The sequence below is a fragment of the Pseudonocardia xishanensis genome, from assembly GCF_039541715.1.
Classification (GTDB): domain Bacteria; phylum Actinomycetota; class Actinomycetes; order Mycobacteriales; family Pseudonocardiaceae; genus Pseudonocardia; species Pseudonocardia xishanensis.
The window spans coordinates 60,986-77,770 of record NZ_BAABGT010000075.1; the positions used below are offsets into that span (position 1 = coordinate 60,986).

15 protein-coding genes are annotated in these 16,785 nt (G+C 73.8%); 8 read left to right on the forward strand and 7 right to left on the reverse strand.

Annotation, left to right across the window (positions count from 1 at the left end; genetic code table 11):
- Window positions 1-9 precede the first annotated feature (9 nt).
- The 3 genes from ABD993_RS23875 to ABD993_RS23885 form a co-directional block, all read right to left on the reverse strand.
- On the reverse strand, window positions 10-1,623 hold the full coding sequence (locus tag ABD993_RS23875; RefSeq protein ID WP_345422614.1) for an ATP-binding SpoIIE family protein phosphatase: 1,614 nt from the start codon (window positions 1,621-1,623) through the stop codon (window positions 10-12).
- 115 nt (window positions 1,624-1,738) lie between these two features.
- Window positions 1,739-2,278 carry a type 1 glutamine amidotransferase domain-containing protein gene (locus ABD993_RS23880; protein WP_345422617.1) on the reverse strand — a complete coding sequence of 180 codons (540 nt, stop codon included), beginning with the start codon at window positions 2,276-2,278 and terminating at the stop codon, window positions 1,739-1,741.
- A 172-nt stretch (window positions 2,279-2,450) separates the two neighbouring features.
- On the reverse strand, window positions 2,451-3,674 hold the full coding sequence (locus tag ABD993_RS23885) for an NAD(P)/FAD-dependent oxidoreductase (protein ID WP_345422619.1): 1,224 nt from the start codon (window positions 3,672-3,674) through the stop codon (window positions 2,451-2,453).
- On the opposite strand from ABD993_RS23885, the gene ABD993_RS23890 reads away from it, so the two are divergent.
- Window positions 3,673-4,452 (forward strand): isocitrate lyase/PEP mutase family protein, encoded by a 780-nt coding sequence (locus tag ABD993_RS23890; RefSeq protein ID WP_345422622.1) that lies wholly within the window; start codon window positions 3,673-3,675, stop codon window positions 4,450-4,452. The genes ABD993_RS23885 and ABD993_RS23890 overlap by 2 nt on opposite strands.
- On the opposite strand, the gene ABD993_RS23895 is transcribed toward ABD993_RS23890, so the two are convergent.
- A complete protein-coding gene (locus ABD993_RS23895; protein WP_345422624.1) occupies window positions 4,445-5,434 on the reverse strand; it encodes a LacI family DNA-binding transcriptional regulator in 990 nt (329 codons plus the stop codon). The two genes, ABD993_RS23890 and ABD993_RS23895, sit on opposite strands and share 8 nt — an antisense overlap.
- A 140-nt stretch (window positions 5,435-5,574) precedes the next feature.
- Here ABD993_RS23895 and ABD993_RS23900 point away from each other — a divergent pair, with 140 nt between their 5' ends.
- Genes ABD993_RS23900 through ABD993_RS23915 form a run of 4 tightly spaced genes read left to right on the forward strand, consistent with a single transcriptional unit; the run spans window position 5,575 to window position 9,775 of the window.
- Window positions 5,575-6,753 carry a Gfo/Idh/MocA family protein gene (locus tag ABD993_RS23900; RefSeq protein WP_345422627.1) on the forward strand — a complete coding sequence of 393 codons (1,179 nt, stop codon included), beginning with the start codon at window positions 5,575-5,577 and terminating at the stop codon, window positions 6,751-6,753.
- 13 nt (window positions 6,754-6,766) lie between these two features.
- Entirely contained in the window at window positions 6,767-7,765 is a 999-nt protein-coding gene (locus ABD993_RS23905; RefSeq protein WP_345422630.1) for a sugar phosphate isomerase/epimerase family protein, read from the forward strand.
- On the forward strand, window positions 7,762-8,616 hold the full coding sequence (locus ABD993_RS23910) for a sugar phosphate isomerase/epimerase family protein (RefSeq protein WP_345422633.1): 855 nt from the start codon (window positions 7,762-7,764) through the stop codon (window positions 8,614-8,616). The genes ABD993_RS23905 and ABD993_RS23910 overlap by 4 nt, the downstream gene beginning before the upstream one ends.
- Window positions 8,617-8,665: 49 nt before the next feature.
- Entirely contained in the window at window positions 8,666-9,775 is a 1,110-nt protein-coding gene (locus ABD993_RS23915; protein ID WP_345422636.1) for a Gfo/Idh/MocA family protein, read from the forward strand.
- 239 nt (window positions 9,776-10,014) lie between these two features.
- Here ABD993_RS23915 and ABD993_RS23920 read toward each other — a convergent pair whose 3' ends face one another.
- The 3 genes from ABD993_RS23920 to ABD993_RS23930 all read right to left on the reverse strand — a co-directional run bounded on the left by ABD993_RS23920 (window position 10,015) and on the right by ABD993_RS23930 (window position 13,720).
- Window positions 10,015-11,253 (reverse strand): ROK family protein, encoded by a 1,239-nt coding sequence (locus ABD993_RS23920; RefSeq protein ID WP_345422639.1) that lies wholly within the window; start codon window positions 11,251-11,253, stop codon window positions 10,015-10,017.
- 1 nt (window position 11,254) lies between these two features.
- Window positions 11,255-12,421 (reverse strand): xylose isomerase, encoded by a 1,167-nt coding sequence (gene xylA, locus ABD993_RS23925; RefSeq protein WP_345422642.1) that lies wholly within the window; start codon window positions 12,419-12,421, stop codon window positions 11,255-11,257.
- 72 nt (window positions 12,422-12,493) lie between these two features.
- A complete protein-coding gene (locus ABD993_RS23930; RefSeq protein WP_345422644.1) occupies window positions 12,494-13,720 on the reverse strand; it encodes an acetyl-CoA C-acetyltransferase in 1,227 nt (408 codons plus the stop codon).
- Window positions 13,721-13,858: 138 nt separating this feature from the next.
- Here ABD993_RS23930 and ABD993_RS23935 point away from each other — a divergent pair, with 138 nt between their 5' ends.
- The 3 genes from ABD993_RS23935 to ABD993_RS23945 all read left to right on the forward strand — a co-directional run bounded on the left by ABD993_RS23935 (window position 13,859) and on the right by ABD993_RS23945 (window position 16,717).
- The gene (locus tag ABD993_RS23935) at window positions 13,859-15,055 is read left to right on the forward strand and encodes a cation:proton antiporter (protein ID WP_345422646.1); all 1,197 of its coding nucleotides are present in this window, start codon (window positions 13,859-13,861) and stop codon (window positions 15,053-15,055) included.
- A gap of 115 nt (window positions 15,056-15,170) precedes the next feature.
- Window positions 15,171-15,707 carry a hypothetical protein gene (locus ABD993_RS23940; protein WP_345422649.1) on the forward strand — a complete coding sequence of 179 codons (537 nt, stop codon included), beginning with the start codon at window positions 15,171-15,173 and terminating at the stop codon, window positions 15,705-15,707.
- 68 nt (window positions 15,708-15,775) lie between these two features.
- Window positions 15,776-16,717: a nucleoside hydrolase gene (locus tag ABD993_RS23945; RefSeq protein WP_345422652.1), complete on the forward strand. Its 942-nt coding sequence runs from the start codon at window positions 15,776-15,778 to the stop codon at window positions 16,715-16,717.
- The last annotated feature ends 68 nt before the right edge of the window (window positions 16,718-16,785 follow it).

A 16,785-nucleotide genomic window follows, 5' to 3' on the forward strand; every position in this document is an offset into this window, starting at 1 on the left:
GTACTCGGTCTAGGGTGCCACCGACGCCGCGTCCAGCGCGATGGTGGCGACCACGGTCTTGCCCGTGTCGTGATGGTGGAAGCCCCAATCCGCGGACAGGGCCTGGACCATCTGCAGGCCGCGGCCGCGCACCGCGGCGACGTCGTGGACCTGGAGCTGCGGCTCGGCGGCCGACCCGTCGGACAGCTCGAGGCGCACGCCCCGCGGGGTGAGCGTGACGGTGAGCCCGAAGGGCGTCCGCGCGTGGTCGATGGCGTTGCTGGCCAGCTCGTTCGCCACGACGACCGCGGCGTCCGTCGCGTCCGGCCCGACGGCCCACGCGGCGAGGCTGGCGCGGACGTCTCGGCGGACCCGTCGGCAGGCCTCGGGGACGGGGTCGTAGCGGAAGCTCTCCCGCGGCACGTCCACCGCGGGGATGTGGGTGAGCAGCGCCAGCGCCAGGTCGTCCCCGCGCAGCGGAGCGCGCTCGTCGACGGTGGCCAGGAGCCGGTCCAGGGTGCGCTCCGGCTCGGTGCGCCAGGCCGGGCCGACGGCGGCGAGCTGGGCGGTGAGCAGCTCCAGCAGACCGTCCGTCCAGAGCACCTCGCCCGCGGTGTCGCGGGCCTCGATCAACCCGTCGGTGTAGAGCAGCAGCGCCCACTCACCCGCGGGCAGCGAGACGTCCACCGCGGGCCAGGTGGTGCCCAGCCGCACGCCCAGCGGCACGCCGAGGGCGTGGTCCGGCAGCGAGCGCGGGGTGGTGCCCTCGACGAGCAGCGGTGCCGGGTGTCCGGCCAGGTAGAGCGCGAGCCTGCGGCGGTCCGCGGCCAGCGAGACCATCGCGACCGTGGTGAACAGCATCGGGTCGTGCCGCTCGGTGACGAGCACCTGGTCCAGGATCGGCAGCACGTGGGCGGCGGGCACCCCGGCGAGGATGAGGGTCCGCCAGGCGATGCGCAGGCTCACCCCGACCGCGGCCTCGTCCGGGCCGTGCCCGCTGACGTCCCCGATGATCAGGTGGACGGTGCCGTCCTCGGTCTCGATGCAGTCGTAGAAGTCCCCGCCGAGCAGCAGCTGCTGCGCCCCCGGCTGGTAGCGGCTGGTCAGGGCCAGGGCGGCGTCGCCGAGCAGTGCGGTGGGGAGCAGGCCGCGGCCGAGCCTGCGGTTCTCGCGTTCGTGGGCGCGGGCCTGGTCCAGCTGTCGGCTCAGGTGCTCGACGTGCCTGCGTTCGACGGCGTACTGCACGGCCCGGGTGAGCAGCTGCCCGTCCACCCGGCCCTTGATCAGGTAGTCCTCGGCGCCCGCGGCGACCGCGGCCCGCCCCCGGGTCTCGTCCACGTCCCCGGTCAGCACGACGACCGCCGGGTGCCCCTCGACGGCCAGCAGCCGAGCGAGCCCCTCGAGACCCGCGGCGTCCGGCAGGTTCATGTCCAGCAGCACGCAGTCCGCGTCCGCGACCAGCGGCAGCGCCTCACCGAGACTGCGCACGTGCACCGTGTCGGTGATCTCGCCGACGTCCGCGAACAGCTCCTCCACCAACAGGGCGTCCGCGTCGTCGTCCTCGATCAGCAGGACCCGGAGCGGCTGCGCCGGAGGCGCCGTCCGCGGGTCGTTCGCCGTGATCGGCGGCGTCGGTTCTGCCACGCGACTCCTCGACAGGTGGGTGGCCCGAGACTAGCGAGGCGGGGGCTCCGCCGCACGATCGGGGAGGCGTCCACCACCCGCTCGCCCGGGCCGGGAGCTGCTCCCGGTGCGACGGTCAGCCCGCGAAGGTGTCCACGACGGCCTTGCAGAAGGCGGGCAGGTCGTCGGGGTTGCGGCTGCTCACCAGGTTGTCGTCCACCACGACCTCCTCGTCCACGACCGTCCCGCCCGCGTTGCGGATGTCGGTGCGCAGGCTGGGGAACGAGGTGAGCGTCCGGCCCTTCACCAGGTCGGCCTCCACGAGCGTCCACGGTCCGTGGCAGATCACCCCGACCGGCTTGCCCGCGGTCAGGACGGCGGTCACCAGGGAGCGCGCGTCGGCGTCCATCCGCAGCCGGTCGGCGTTGACGGTGCCGCCCGGCAGGATCAGGGCGTCGTACTCCGCGGGGTCGACGTCCGCGACCACGCGGTCCACCGGGTAGGTGGCGCTCGGGGTGATGTCCGAGGTCATCGACTGGATCTCGGTGGCGCTCAGCGACACCAGGTCCGCCGTGGCGCCCGCGGCCTCGACGGCCCTGCGGGGCTCGGTCAGCTCGACCTCCTCGACCCCGTCGGTGGCCAGGATGGCGATGCGCTTGCCGGTCAACGTGCCCATGGTGGTCTCCTCTCGTGCGTTCCCCGGGCGGCTACCCGTACCCGGCTCGGCCAACCGGGTGTAGTCCGGATGGGGCCGGGTACGTCATCGACAGGTCGGAGTTGACGCCCGGGCGTTCGTCCGGCCCAGGCCTCCGCCGTTCTGCCACGCAGCGGCGGGGGCCGACCGGCTCCTACCGCCGCACGGCGGTGGGGACCGGTGCTCCGGCCCGGATCAGCGCGTCGCCCCGCTCGTAGTCCTCGTCGGCACCGTGGGCGGCGACGCCGACCGTGCGGCCGCGGTCGTCGGCGTACCAGACCGTGAAGGCGCCGTCGCCGTGGTCGACGAGGTGGGCGCGGTCGTAGCCGTCGCCCCACGCCTTGTACTGCAGGGTGTGGTCGCCGATCACGCTCCAGAAACCGGGCACGGTGTCCCACACCGCGTCCGCGCCCGCCGCCGTAGCCCCGGCGATCGCGCCCATGCCCTCCGCCTCGCCCCAGTGCTCCACGGCGAGGTGCCTGCCCGCGGCGCGGTTCTCGGCGAAGGCGACGTCCCCGGCGGCCAGCACGTGCGGCACGGACGTGCGCATGTGGGCGTCGACGACCACCCGGCCGTTCTCCACGGCGAGCCCGGCCCGCTCGGCCAGGTCCGCCGCGGGCTCCACGCCGGTGGCCATCAGGACGAGGTCGGTGTCGAGGGTGGTGCCGTCGCCGAGCCGGACGCGGCGGCCTCCGACGATCTCCTCGACGGAGGCGCCCCCGCGCAGCGCGACCCCGTCCTCCTCGAGCCACGCGGCGAGGCGTTCGCCCACCTCGGGACCCAGCCGGGCGAGCTGGGGGAGCTCCTCGGTGGCCACCACCGTGACCGTGAGCCCGCGGCGGGCGAGCGACACCGCGGCCTCGCACCCGATGAACCCGGACCCGACCACGACGGCGGTCCGCGCCCCCAGCGCCGCGCTGCGCAGCCGTTGTGCGTCCTCGAGGCTGCGCAGGGTCAGGACCGCGGGGTCGTCGGCGCCGGGGACCGGGATCCGCAGCGGACGGGCGCCGGTGGCGAGCACGCAGGTGGTGAACGTGACGTCGCCCGCGGTGCGGGCCGCCGGGTCCAGCGCCGTGACCTCGCGGCGCAGCAGCAGGGTCAGACCCCGCTCGGTGTAGGTCATGGCGGAGGTCAGCTCCGCGTCGGCGGCCTCGGACTCGCCGCGCAGGAAGTCCTTGGACAGCGGCGGGCGCGCGTAGGGCGCCGCGGAGTCGGCGGAGGCGAGGACGACCGAGCCCTCCCCGCCGTGGTCGCGGTAGGCGGTGGCGGCGGCCAGGGCGGCCGGTCCGCCACCGATGACGAGCAGATCGGCATGCATGCCGTCGGGTACCCGTCCGTGGCGGGCCCACGCGGTCGCGCGGCGGTACGGTCGCGCCATGGTCACCGTCTCCGACAAGGCCGCCGAGCTCACCCGACTGCACCACGATCCCGAACTGCTGCTGGTCGTCAACGTGTGGGACGCGATCACCGCCACCGTCGTCGCGAACACCCCCGGCACGAAGGCCCTCGCCACCGCCAGCCACGGAATCGCCGCCGCCCGGGGCTATCCGGACGGTGAGGTCATCCCGCGGGACGAGATGATCGCCGAGGTCGGGCTGATCGTCCGCCACGCCGGGGACCTCCCGGTGAGCGCGGACCTCGAGGCCGGGTACTCCGACGCGGGCGGCACGATCGCGCGGGCGATCGACGTCGGCGTCGTCGGGGCGAACCTCGAGGACCGGATGAAGCCGCTGTCGGACTCGGTGAAGGCGGTCGAGGCCGCCGTCGCCGCCGCGGAGACGGCGGGCGTGGCGTTCGCGCTCAACGCCCGCACGGACGCCTTCCTCAAGGCGGGCGACCGCGACCCCGAGGAGGTCCTGGCGGACGCGATCGAGCGCGGCCGCGCCTACCTGGACGCGGGCGCGACCTGCTTCTTCGCCCCCGGGAAGCTGGACGAGACGACCGTCGGGCGGCTGGTCGAGGCGCTCGGCGAGCGGAGGGTCAGCCTGATCGGCATCCCCGGGTCGATCCCCCTCGACGCCGCGCAGCGCCTGGGTGTGGCGCGGGTGTCCTACGGGCCGTGGAGCCAGAACGTGGCCCTGACGGCGTTGGCCTCCCTGGCCGAGGACGTCTACGCCGGTGGTGGGCTGCCCGAGGGCACCCGAAGGCTCAACTAGGACCCGTCGTCCCCCGGACCACGAGGTGGGCGGGGGTGACGAACTCGCGGCTGGGCTCGTCGAGGTCCTCGGCGCGGCCCACCGCCCGCCGGATCGCGGTCGCGGCGAGCGCGGCGGCGCCCTGGCTCACCGAGGTCAGGTCGACACCGCGCAGCCCGGCCAGCCGGGTGTCGTCGAACCCGACGATCGACAGCCGACCCGGCACGTCCACGCCGCGGGCGCGCATCGTGAGCAGCACGCCGAACGCGGTCATGTCGTTGTGCGCCAACAGCCCGGTGGGCAGCGGACCGTGCTCGAGCAGCCGCGTGGCCACGGCGATCCCGGACTCCTCGTCCGAGCCGCCGGTGAGCACCCGCGGCGCGAGATCGTGCCGCTTCATCGCCTCCAGGTAGCCCTCCCGGCGCTCGCCCGCGAGGACGGCGCCGGGGGAGTCCACGTAGGTGATGTCCCGGTGACCCAGCTCGACCAGGTGCGCGACGCCCGCGCGCACCCCGTCCCGGTCGTCCGCCCGCACGGAGTCCACCCCGGGGGCGAGCAGGTCCGACCCGATCGTGACGACGGGGGCCCGCCTGCGGACCGCCGCGAGGTCCAGCGCGCTGATCTCCGGGCTGACCAGGATCAGGGCCGAGCAGCGGTCCGCCAGCAGGCTCTCGACCGCGTCGGTCTCCGAGCGCTCCGCGGTCCGCGCGCTGAGCACCAGGTCGTACCCGGTGTTCCCGACGGCGCGGTAGAGGTTCTCCAACACCTCCGCGTGGAAGCTCTGGCCCACCCGGAAGGTCACCCCGAGCATGCGGGTGTGCTGCTCGCGCAGCCTGCGGGCGCGCTGGTCCGGCCGGTAGCCCAGGCGCTCCGCGGTGCGGAGGATGTGGGCGCGGGTGGTCTCGGAGACCCCCGGGTCGCCGCGCATCGCCACCGACGCCGAGGACACCGAGGTGCCTGCGGCACGGGCGACGTCGACGATCGTCACCTTCCTCGCGGCCATCACACCTCCCCTTGACACCCTAGCGGGCCGACTCCTACCGTCGTCGCCACGCTACCGGAACGTTCCGGTTTCGGTCCCGGCAGTGGAACGCGTCATCGCCGGAACGTTCCAGCATGCCACCGTCGTCGAAGGGTGCCCCCATGTCCCGTCCTCCGCTCTCCGTCGCCGTCATCGGCGCCGGGATGGCGGGCCGCAGTCACGCGGCCGCCTACCGCAACGCGGGCACCGTCTTCGGGCCCGGCCTGCCGGAGATCCGGCTCGCCGCGATCGCGGACGCGAACCTCGAGCTGGGGGCGGACGCCGCCCGCCGCTACGGCTACGAGCACGCCTACTCCTCGTGGGAGCAGGTCGTCGAGGACCCGTCGATCGACGCCGTCAGCATCGTCGTGGGCAACGACCTGCACCGCCCGATCGCCGAGGCCCTGGTCGCCGCGGGCAAGCACGTGCTCTGCGAGAAGCCGCTGGCAGGCTCCGTGGACGACGCCCGCGCGATGGTCGAGCTGGAGCGCTCGACCGAGCTCGTCACCGCGGTCGGCTACACGTTCCGTCGCAACCCGTCGATCGCCGCGATCCGGGACCACGCCCGGCGCGGCGAGCTCGGTGACCTCTCGGTCTTCAGCGGCCGCTACTGGTGCGACTACGCCACCGACCCCCGCGGCCCGCTCAGCTGGCGGTTCAAGGGTCCCAAGGGGTCCGGCGCGCTCGGCGACATCGGCTCGCACGTGATCGACACCGCCGAGTACGTCGCCGGGCCGATCGTGTCCGTCGCCGGCGCGTCACTGTCCACCCAGATCGGCAAGCGGCCCCTGCCGCTGGGCGCGGTCGTCGGGCACAACGCGGCCCCGGTGTCCGACGAGCTGGGCGAGGTCGAGAACGAGGACTCCGCCACCTTCACCGCGCGCTTCGCCTCGGGCCTGGTCGGCACGTTCTCGGTGTCCCGCACCGCGTTCGGCATCCCCAACGGCCTGGCGTTCGACGTCCTCGGCGTCCGCGGCCGCGCCGCGTTCGACCAGAACCGCCCCGCCGAGTACCTGTTCGACGACGCCCAGCCCGAGGCCCGCACCCGGGGCGCCCGGCAGATCATCGCCGGCCCGCAGCTGCCCTACTTCGCAGGCGGCATGCCGATGGAGGCACCCGGCGTCGGCGGCGGCAACAGCGAGAACTTCACCTACCAGGCCCGCGCCTTCCTCGACCAGGTGGCCGGTGTGTCGGACCCGATCCCGCCCTGCGCGACCTTCGCGGACGCGCTGCGCACCCTCGAGATCATCCAGGCGGTCGTCCGGTCCGCCGCGAACGACGGCGCTGCCGTCACCCTCTGAGAGGAACCCGACCATGGCACTCAAGCTCGGCGCCTACACCGCCTGCCTGCACGACCTCACCCTCGCCGAGGCGCTCGACGTCCTCGCCGCGAACGGCCTCACCTCCGTCGAGGTGAACACCGGCGGCTTCATCCCGGCCCCGCACTGCCCCGTCGACCAGCTGCTGAGCTCGGCGAGGGCCCGTTCCGAGTACCTCGCCGTGTTCGCGGAGCGGGGCATGGAGCTCACCGGGCTGAACTGCAACGGCAACCCGCTCAACCCGCTGCCCGGCGTCGGGCCGAAGCACGCGGACGACCTGCGCCGCACCATCCGGCTGGCCGGGCTCCTCGGCGTGAAGCACGTCGTCACGATGTCCGGCACCCCCGGCTCGGACCCGGACGCGAGGTACCCGTCCTGGGTCGTGAACCCCTGGGACGGTGTCTACCTGGACGTCCTCGACTACCAGTGGGCCGTCGCGCGGGAGTTCTGGACCGAGATCGACGCCCTCGCCCGGGAGAACGACGTCCGGGTCGCGATCGAGATGCACCCGCACAACCTGGTCTTCTCCCCGGTCACGCTGAAGAAGCTGGTGGACGACATCGGCGCGACGAACGTCGGGGCCGAGATGGACCCGTCGCACCTGATGTGGCAGGGCATGGACGTCGTCGCGTGCATCCGGTGGTTGGGGCCCCTGGTCTTCCACGCCGCGGCGAAGGACGCGGCGATCGAGCCCGGCGTCGACATCCGCGGGGTGCTGGACACCTCGTTCACCCGCGTCCCGGCGGACGCCCCGGGCAAGGTCCCCACCGGCTACGGCTTCTGGTGCAACGCCTGGCCCGAGAACCCGGCCTGGAGGTTCGTGGCCGTGGGTGTGGGGCACGACGGCGCCTACTGGACCGAGGTCCTGCGCGCGCTCGCCGACATCGACCCGGACATGGCGGTGAACATCGAGCACGAGGATGCCGCGTACTCCCGGACCGAGGGTCTCGCGCTGGCCGCCAAGAACCTGGTCGAGGCGGCGGGGGCGCTGTGAAGCTCGCGCTGGACCCGCAGATGTACTACTCGACGCATTCGGTGTGGGAGTTGCCGGATGTGGTGGCTCGTGCGGGGTACTCGTTCATGGAGTTGTCGCCGAAGGCGGATTTCATCCCGTTCTTCTCTTATCCGCGGGTGGATGACGCCGGGGTGGCTCGGTTGCGGAAGCGGGCGGCGGACGCGGGGGTGGGGATCGCGTCGGTGTTGCCGGTGTTGCGGTGGTCGGGTCCGGGTGAGGACGAGCGTCAGGCGGCGGTGCGGGCGTGGAGGCGGGCCATCCAGATCACCGTGGACCTCGGCGTGGAGGTGATGAACTCGGAGTTCAACGGCCGCCCTGAGGCGCCGGAGTCGGCGGAGGCGCAGTTCCTGCGGTCGTTGGAGGAGCTGTTGCCGGTGTTCGAGCGGGAGGGGGTGAAGTTGGTGTTGGAGCCGCACCCGGATGACTTCATCGAGGACGGTCGGGCGGCGGTGGAGATGGTGCGGGGGCTCAACCGGGAGTGGATCTCGTTTCTGTACTGCACGCCGCACACGTTCCACCAGGGCGGTGATGCGGCGGGGATCATCGCCGCGGCGGGGGAGAAGGTCTCCTATGTGCACCTGGCGGACTCGTGGGACCACCGTGGGCTCAAGTACATCGTGAATCCGCCGGGATCGTCGGTGCGGGTGCACCAGCATGCGGAGATGGGTCGGGGTGAGGTGGACTTCGATGCGGTGTTCGCGGCGTTGGGGTCGGTGGGTTTCGACGGTGTGGTGTCGTCGTGTGTGTTCGGGTGGGAGGAGGACCGGGACGGGATCTCCGTGCGCCAGCGCGAGAAGGCGGAGGCGTTGATCCGGACGCACCTGGGCTGACCGAGGGCACTGCCGACCGTGCACCACCTGGTGGGGCACGCTGCAGACCATGACGTCTCTCAGGATCGCGATCGTCGGCGCAGGCATGATCGGGGTGGTCCACCGCCGGGCCGCCCTGCTGGCGGGGGCCGAGGTGGCCGGGGTGCTGGCCTCGTCGCCCGAACGGTCCGCGCAGGTGGCGGCGGAGTGGGGCACGCGGCCGTACTCGGACGTCGCCGAGATCGCCGCGTCGGACGTCGACCTCGTGCACGTGACCAGCCCGAACGCGACGCACGCCCCGTACGTCGAGGCGCTGCTCGCCGCCGGGAAGCACGTGGTCTGCGAGAAGCCGCTCGGGCTCACCGTCGCCGAGGCCCGGGCGATGACGGAGCAGGCCCGCGAGGTCGGTGTCGTGGCCACCGTGCCGTACGTCTACCGCTTCCATCCCCTGGTCCGGGAGATCCGGGCTCGGGCGGAGGCGGGCGAGTTCGGCCGCTGGTCCCTGCTGCACGGCAGCTACCTGCAGGACTGGCTGCTGGCGGCGGACTCGTCGAACTGGCGGGTTGACCCGGCGCAGGGCGGGCGGTCGCGGGCGTTCGCGGACATCGGCTCGCACTGGTGCGACCTCGTGGAGTGGGTCAGCGGCGAGGAGATCGCCGCGGTCAGCGCGCAGACCGGGGTCACCGTCGCCGAGCGGCCCACCGGGTCGGTCACCAGCTTCAGCGGTGCGGCGGAGGGACCTGCCGCGGCGGTCACCACCGAGGACGTCGTGGTCCTGCTGCTCCGCACCCGCAGCGGAGTGCTGGGCACGCTGACCGTCTCCCAGGTCGCCCCGGGCCGCCGCAACCGGCTCTGGTTCGAGCTGGACGGCTCCCGCGGCAGCGCCGTCTTCGACCAGGAGAACCCCGAGCAGATCTGGCTCGGCTCGCCGGACGGGGACCGGCTCGTCTCCCGCGACCCGTCCCGCGGCTCCGCCGAGCAGCGTCGGCTCGCCACCCTCCCCGCAGGCCACGCCCAGGGGTATGCGCAGTGCTTCGAGGCCTTCGTCGCGGACACCTACGCCGCGGTGGGCGGGGCGGACCCGGTCGGGCTGCCCACCTTCACCGACGGGCTGCGCTCCGCTCGGTTGATCGAGGCTGTGCTGCGGTCTGCCGAGAGCGGGGGGTGGGAGGAGGTGTGAGTCCCCTTCACCGGGGTGCTCGTCGAGGTGATCCGATCCCGGGATCGCGGACGCTGCACCGAGCGGGACTGTGCCGCCCCGATCCAGCATGTCGATCACCTGCCCCGCTGGTCGGGCGGGGTTCCACCACTCCGGCCGACGGGGCGGGCGAGTGCGCCCTCCACAACCCGGTGCGCGAGATACCGCTGTGGTCGCGCGGCGGACACGGCTCGGGTGTGGGGAGGCGGGGGCTCGTGGGGTCAGGCCGGGGGGCGGAGGCGGTCGGGGTCGGTGAGGACCTCGGTCAGGACGGCCTCGGCGGCGCCCCGCACCGTCGCCGTGCCGTGTCGGCGAGAGGCCACGACCCGGTCCGGCGGGTGGCCCATGCATCGCTGCGCCAGCTCTGACTCGACGGTGGGCCGCAGGTGCTCGACGAGTCGGGCGAGGGTCCCGCCCAGCACCACGACCGGCAGGTCCACGACGTTGACCACCGAGGCCAGCCCCACACCGAGCGCCGCGCCCGCTCGGTCGACCGCCCGGCGAGCTCGGGGATCGTCGTCCCGCAAGGCCAGTTCGAGCGCGTCGAGGTCGGCGGCGCAGGCGGCGCTCAGCAGGGCGGTGCGGCCCGCGTACTGCTCCACGCACCCGCGCCCACCGCACCCGCACGGCGGGCCCTCCCGGTCCACGACGACGTGCCCGATCTCGCCCGCGAACCCGCGCGCCCCCCGCCACACCCCGCCGTCGACGACGAGCCCCCCGCCGATCCCGACGTCCCCGGACACGTAGACGAAGTCCGGTGCGACGTCGAGGTGGGCCAACGCGCCCAGCGTCGCCTCGTTGCCCACCACGAGCGGCCCCGGGAACGCGGCGGTGAACGCCTGCGCCGGGCGGGTGCCGGTGAGCGCGGGCAGGTTGGGGGCCCTGACCACCAGCGGGTCGGTCGCGGGGCCGCTGAGCAGGGCGGGGAGGGCGAGCGCTGTGCCCAGCACGCGCCGCCCCGCACCGGACCCGCGGGGCCCCACGACCCGGCCCCGGGAAGGCCCTGCGCCGGGGCTCCGGCCCGCGCCGGTGTCCGCGGTTCCCGCCGCGAGGTCGGCGGCCAGGGCGGCGGCGAACCGGCCGGCGCCGTCCGCGATCGCGGCGGCCGTCAGGCCGGTGTGGTCGACGGCGATCCGGCGCAGGGCGGTGAGCCTGCCGTCGAGCCCGACGGCGCAGCCGACCAGGCCGTCGATCTCCACCGAGATCCCCAGCGCCACCGGCGCCCCCGGCGCGAACGACACCGGGCGGGCGGGTCTGCCCACGCCGCTCGGCGCCGCGGTGGCCTCGTCGAGCACGCCGTCGGCGACCAGGGGGTCGAGCAGGGACGCGACGGTCGCGCGGGTGAGCCCGGTCCGGGCCGCGAGGGCCGCCCGGGAGGCCGGGCCCTCGCGCAGTGCGGCGAGCAGCAGGCCGAGGTTGTGCCTGCGCAGGGCCGCGGGCCCGACCGGGCTCGTCGCCACGTCAGCGCGCTCCGGTGAGGTGCTCCAGGGCCAGCTGGTGGAGCCGGACGAAACCGTACCCGCGGTTCCCCGCGACCTCGGGGTCGTAGTCCTCGAACGCGCTGCGGTCGGCGAGCAGGTCCCGGTAGGACTCCCCGGGGGCCAGGGTCGGGGTGGCCAGGTCGGGCACCCCGGCGAGCTGCATCGCCTCCTGGACCTCGGGATCGGCGCGGAAGGCCGCGGCCCGCTCGGCGAGGATCAGGTAGGTGCGCATGTTCGCCGCGGCCGAGTCCCACACCCCGGTCATGTCCTCGGTACGGGAGGGCTTGTAGTCGAAGTGCCGCGGGCCCGCGTAGCCCGCGGTCTCCAGCAGGTCGACCAGGGAGAAGGCGTTCAGCAGGTCACCGTGGCCGAAGACCAGGTCCTGGTCGAACTTGATGCCGCGCTGGCCGTTCAGGTCGATGTGGAACAGCTTGCCCGCCCAGAGCGCCTGTGCGATGCCGTGCACGAAGTTCAGCCCGGCCATCTGCTCGTGGCCGACCTCGGGATTGACCCCCACCAGCTCCGGGTGCGCGAGCCGGGAGATGAAGGCCAGGGCGTGCCCGACGGTGGGCAGCAGGATGTCGCCGCGGGGCTCGTTGGGCTTGGGCTCGATCGCGAACCTCAGGTCGTAGCCGCGGTCGAGGACGAAGCCGCACAGCAGGTCCATGGCCTCGGCGTAGCGGTCCAGCGCGGCCCGGACGTCCTTCGCCGAGTCGTACTCCGAGCCCTCCCGCCCGCCCCACAGCACGAACGTCTGCGCCCCGAGCTCGGCGGCGAGCTCGATGTTGCGCAGCACCTTCCGCAGCGCGAACCGGCGCACCCCGCGGTCGTTCGAGGTGAACCCGCCGTCTTTGAACACGGGGTGGGTGAACAGGTTGGTCGTGATCATCGGCACGACCATGCCGGTCTCGTCGAGGGCCTCGCGCAGCCGGGCGATCTGCTTGTCGCGGGCCGCGGCGTCCGAGCCGAAGGGGATGAGGTCGTCGTCGTGGAAGGTCAGGCCCCAGGCGCCGCTGTCGGCCAGCCGGTGCACCGCGTCCACGACGTCCAACGGCGGCCGGGTCGCGTCCCCGAAGGGGTCGCGGGCCTGCCAGCCGACGGTCCAGAGACCGAACGAGAACCTGTCCGCGGGGGTGGGCGACCTCATCGTGCGCTCCTTTGTATGGAACCTGAACTAATAGGGGCGAATGTAGCCCCGGGAACCCCGGGGCTACAAGACTCAGGAGAGCCGCTCGTAGATGATCGCCATGCCCTGGCCGCCGCCGACGCACATCGTCTCCAGGCCGATGCTCTTGTCGCGGGCGCGCAGGCCGTTGAGCAGGGTGGTCGTGATGCGGGCGCCGGTCATGCCGAACGGGTGCCCGACGGCGATCGCGCCGCCGTGGACGTTGAGCGTGTCGCCGAAGGGGTCGATCCCCAGGTCGCGGGCCGACGGGATGACCTGGGCCGCGAAGGCCTCGTTGATCTCGACGAGGTCGACGTCGTCGATGGTCATGCCGGCGCGGGCCAGGGCCTGCTTGGAGGCCTCGACGGGGCCGTAGCCCATGATCTCCGGCGACAGGCCGGTGACGCCGGTGGAGACGACCCGGGCCAGCGGCGTCAGGCCCAGGTCGCGGGCCTTGGTGTCGGAGGTGACGATCAGGGCGGCGGCGCCGTCGTTGAGCGGGCAGCAGTTGCCCGCGGTGACCAGCCCGTCCGGCCGGAACACCGGCTTGAGCTGCGAGATCGCCTCGTAGGTGACGCCGGCGCGGGGGCCGTCGTCGGTGCTGACGACGCTGCCGTCCGGCAGGGTGACGGGGGTGATCTCGCGGGCGTAGAAGCCGTCCGCGATAGCGGCCTCGGCGAGGTTCTGCGAGCGGACGCCGAAGCGGTCCATGTCCTCCCGGGTCACGCCCTTGGCGCGGGCGAGGTTCTCGGCGGTCTGGCCCATGGCGATGTAGGCGTCGGGCAGGTCACCGGTCGAGCGCGGGTCGACCCAGGTGTCGGCGCCGGACTCGGCGGTGGCCACGGTGCGGGCCTCCGCGTCGGCGAAGAGCGGGTTGTGGGTGTCCGGCCACGAGTCCGAGGTGCCGCGGTCGAAGCGGGACACCGTCTCGACCCCGGCGGAGACGAACACGTCCCCCTCGCCCGCCTTGATGGCGTGCAGCGCCATCCGGGTGGTCTGCACGCTCGACGAGCAGTACCGGGTGATCGTGGTGCCGGGCACGGTGTCCAGCCCGAGCAGCACCGACACGATCCGACCGAGGTTGTTGCCGGACTCGCCGCCGGGCAGGCCGCAGCCGAGCATCAGGTCGTCGATCTCGTTCGCGTCCAGGGCGGGAACCTGGTCCAGTGCGGCGCGGACCATCTGGGCGGCAAGGTCGTCCGGGCGCATGTCCTTCAGCGAGCCCTTGCGGGCGCGGCCGATGGGGGAGCGGGCCGCGGCGACGATCACGGCTTCGGGCACGAGGACTCCTTCGTCGGAGGCGGAGCCTGCCATCGGCTCCGGGGGCTTGCGAGCAGTTCGCACACTAATCGGCTTAACGGTCGACGACGTGTGGCCGACCTCCCACTCGGACACGGATGGCGGAGAGAGGATTCGTCGGTGGAGGACATCGGCAGTGCGTTGGACAGCCTGCTCGCCATCGCGGCGGTGGCCGCGCTCGCCCCGCTGCTGCTGGGGTTGATGCCGCGGCTGCCGGTCCCGCAGGTGGTCCTGCTGCTCGCGGGCGGGATGCTGGTGGGGCCGCAGGTGCTGGGCCTGGCCTCGCCGACGGCCGTCGAGCCGCTGGCGGACCTCGGGCTGGGCTTCGTGTTCCTGCTGGCGGGCTACGAGATCGACCAGCGGCTGTACCGGCAGGACGCGGGCAGGCGGGCGGTGGTGGCCTGGTTCGCCTCGCTGGCGCTGGCCCTGGCCGTCGTCGGCGGGCTGACCGCGCTCGGGGTCGTGCAGGCCTGGGTGCCGGTCGCGCTGGCGCTGACCACCACCGCGCTCGGCACGCTGGTGCCGATCCTGCGCGAGAACGACATGCTGCGGGGCCGCATCGGCGGGTACCTGATGGCGGGCGGGGCCGCCGGGGAGCTGCTGCCGATCCTGGCGATCGCGATCTTCCTCGGCATCGGCAACCGCTGGGTGGCGTTGTTGTCCCTCGGCGCCGTCGTGGTGCTGGCGGTGCTGCTCGCGCTGGCGAACAGGGTGCTGCGGCCGGGCGGGCGGCTGTTGACCGTCGTCGTCGAACGGCAGCACGAGACCAGCCAGATCACGCTGCGGTTCACCGTGCTGCTCCTGCTGCTCCTGCTGGCCGTGACCGAGCGGTTCCACCTGGACGCCGTGCTCGGCGCGTTCGTGGCGGGCATGGTGCTGCGGCGATGGGTGGGCACGGGGGCCCGGGTGCTGGAGGAGAAGCTCGACGTCGCGGGGCACGGCTTCCTGATCCCGATCTTCTTCGTCTACTCCGGCATGACGATCGACCTGCGCGCCATCGCGGACGCCCCGCTGCGGCTGCTGCTCTTCTTCGGGCTGATGGTCGTGGTGCGCGGGCTGCCCGCGCTGCTGGTCTACATCGGCGCTCTGGACCTGCGCGAGCGGGTGCAGACCATGCTGGTCACGGCCACGGCGTTGCCGCTGGTGGTGGCGCTGGCCGAGATCGGGCTGCGCAACGGCACCATGCTGCCGGAGAACGCGGCGGCGCTGGTCGGGGCCGGGATGCTCACGGTGCTGGTCCTGCCCACCCTGGCCGTGGTCCTGCAGAAGCCGGAGCCCGTCGAGCTGCAGCGCGAGCCGGAGCACGGCGTGCGCTGAGCGCGGTCTGCGCCACCACCTCGCCGCGGAACAGCCGCAGGATGACGTGCAGCGCCTCACGGCCGCGGCGCCAATCCGCTCGCGATGAAGCGAGCCCGCCGGCACCCTCGGGGTCGTGCGGGTGGAGTTCGCGAGGAGGCGGGGCGGCGGCTCGGTCGCGACGATCACGCGGTCGGACGGCGTCCGCCTGCGGCTGAGCTCCTACGACCGCAAGCACGCGGTCCCGCACGACCTGGCGCACTTCGTCACCGAGCAGCAGCTCGGGATGGCCGACGGGCTGTTCGGGAGCATCGCCGAGGGGGCGGTGTTCGACAGCCTGGAGGTCCTTGCGGGCAGGCGCGCCGCGGTCCGGTCGGACGCCGTCCGGCGGCGCAACGCGGCCGGGCTCGCACTGGCCGAGATGCTGGTGGGCGCGGTGCACCTCGGGCTCGACGGGCCCGACCGGGCGGTGGTGACGAGCCTGGCGCGGGCGTGGGGGAGCGTCCGCCAGGGGCCGTGCCCCTATCCGGAGCCGGCGCGACTCGCGGCGATCCGGGAGCTGCGGCGCGCGGGGGAGCGGTTCGCCGCACTCGGTCCGGAGGAGGTCCTGCCGTTGCACTGGTCCGGTCAGCCTGCCGGTGGTCGATCGGGGCGGCCGGTGAGGCGCTCGTAGGCCGCGACCAGGTCGCCCGAGCGCTGACCACCGCGTCGTCGAGGCGGGCGGTGTAGGAGGATCAACCGGTGACGACCCCGGTCTACCTCGACTGCGACACCGGCATCGACGACTCCCTCGCCCTGCTCTACCTGCTGCGGTCGCCCTCGGTGGTGCTGCGCGGGATCGGGACGGTGAGCGGCAACATCGACGCCGCCACCGCCGCCCGCAACACCCTCGACCTCGTCGCGCTGGCGGGGCACGCGGTGCCGGTCGCGGTGGGGGAGCACGATCCCCGCGTCGGCAGCTATGCGGGCGGGGCGCCGCACGTGCACGGGAACGACGGGATCGGCGGGACCGCGCTGCCGCGGGCGGGGGAGCCCGAGGCGGAGAGCGCGGCGCAGATGCTGGTCCGCCTCGCCGCCGAGCACCCCGGTGAGCTGGAGGTGCTGGCCGTCGGGCCGCTCACCAACCTGGCCGCGGCGCTGGACCTCGACCCGGAGCTGCCGTCGAGGGTCAAACGTGTGGTCGTGATGGGCGGGGCCGCCCAGACCTCAGGGAACGTGTCCGCGGTGTCCGAGGCCAACATCCACAACGACCCGGAGGCGGCCGCGGCGGTCGTCGACGCGCCGTGGGACGTGGTGCTGGTGCCGCTGGACGTCACGCTGGAGAACCGGTTCACCGAGGAGGACCAGTCGGCGCTGCTGGACTCGGCGGATCCCGCGGCCCGGGCGGTGGGGGCGATGTTGGACCAGTACTTCACCTTCTACCAGGGGGTCTACGGGTTCCGCGGGTGCGCGCTGCACGACCCGCTGGCCGCGGCGATCCTCGTGGGGGAGATCGAGGCGACCCGCGCGCCCGCCGTGCCCGTCGTCGTCGACGCGACCGGCGGGCCGGGCCGCGGGCAGACGCTGTGCGACCTGCGGCACCAGCGCAGCGGCACCGCGGACGTTCCCGGGGCCCACGTCCGGGTCGTGCTGGACACCGACCGGCCGCTCGGGCCGGTGCTGCGGGCGCGGCTCGTCGGATGATCCCGCCGTCCTGATCGATTCCGAGCGTCGCGCGCCCGTCGGGCAGCCGGTACGGTCGGGGTTCGTGG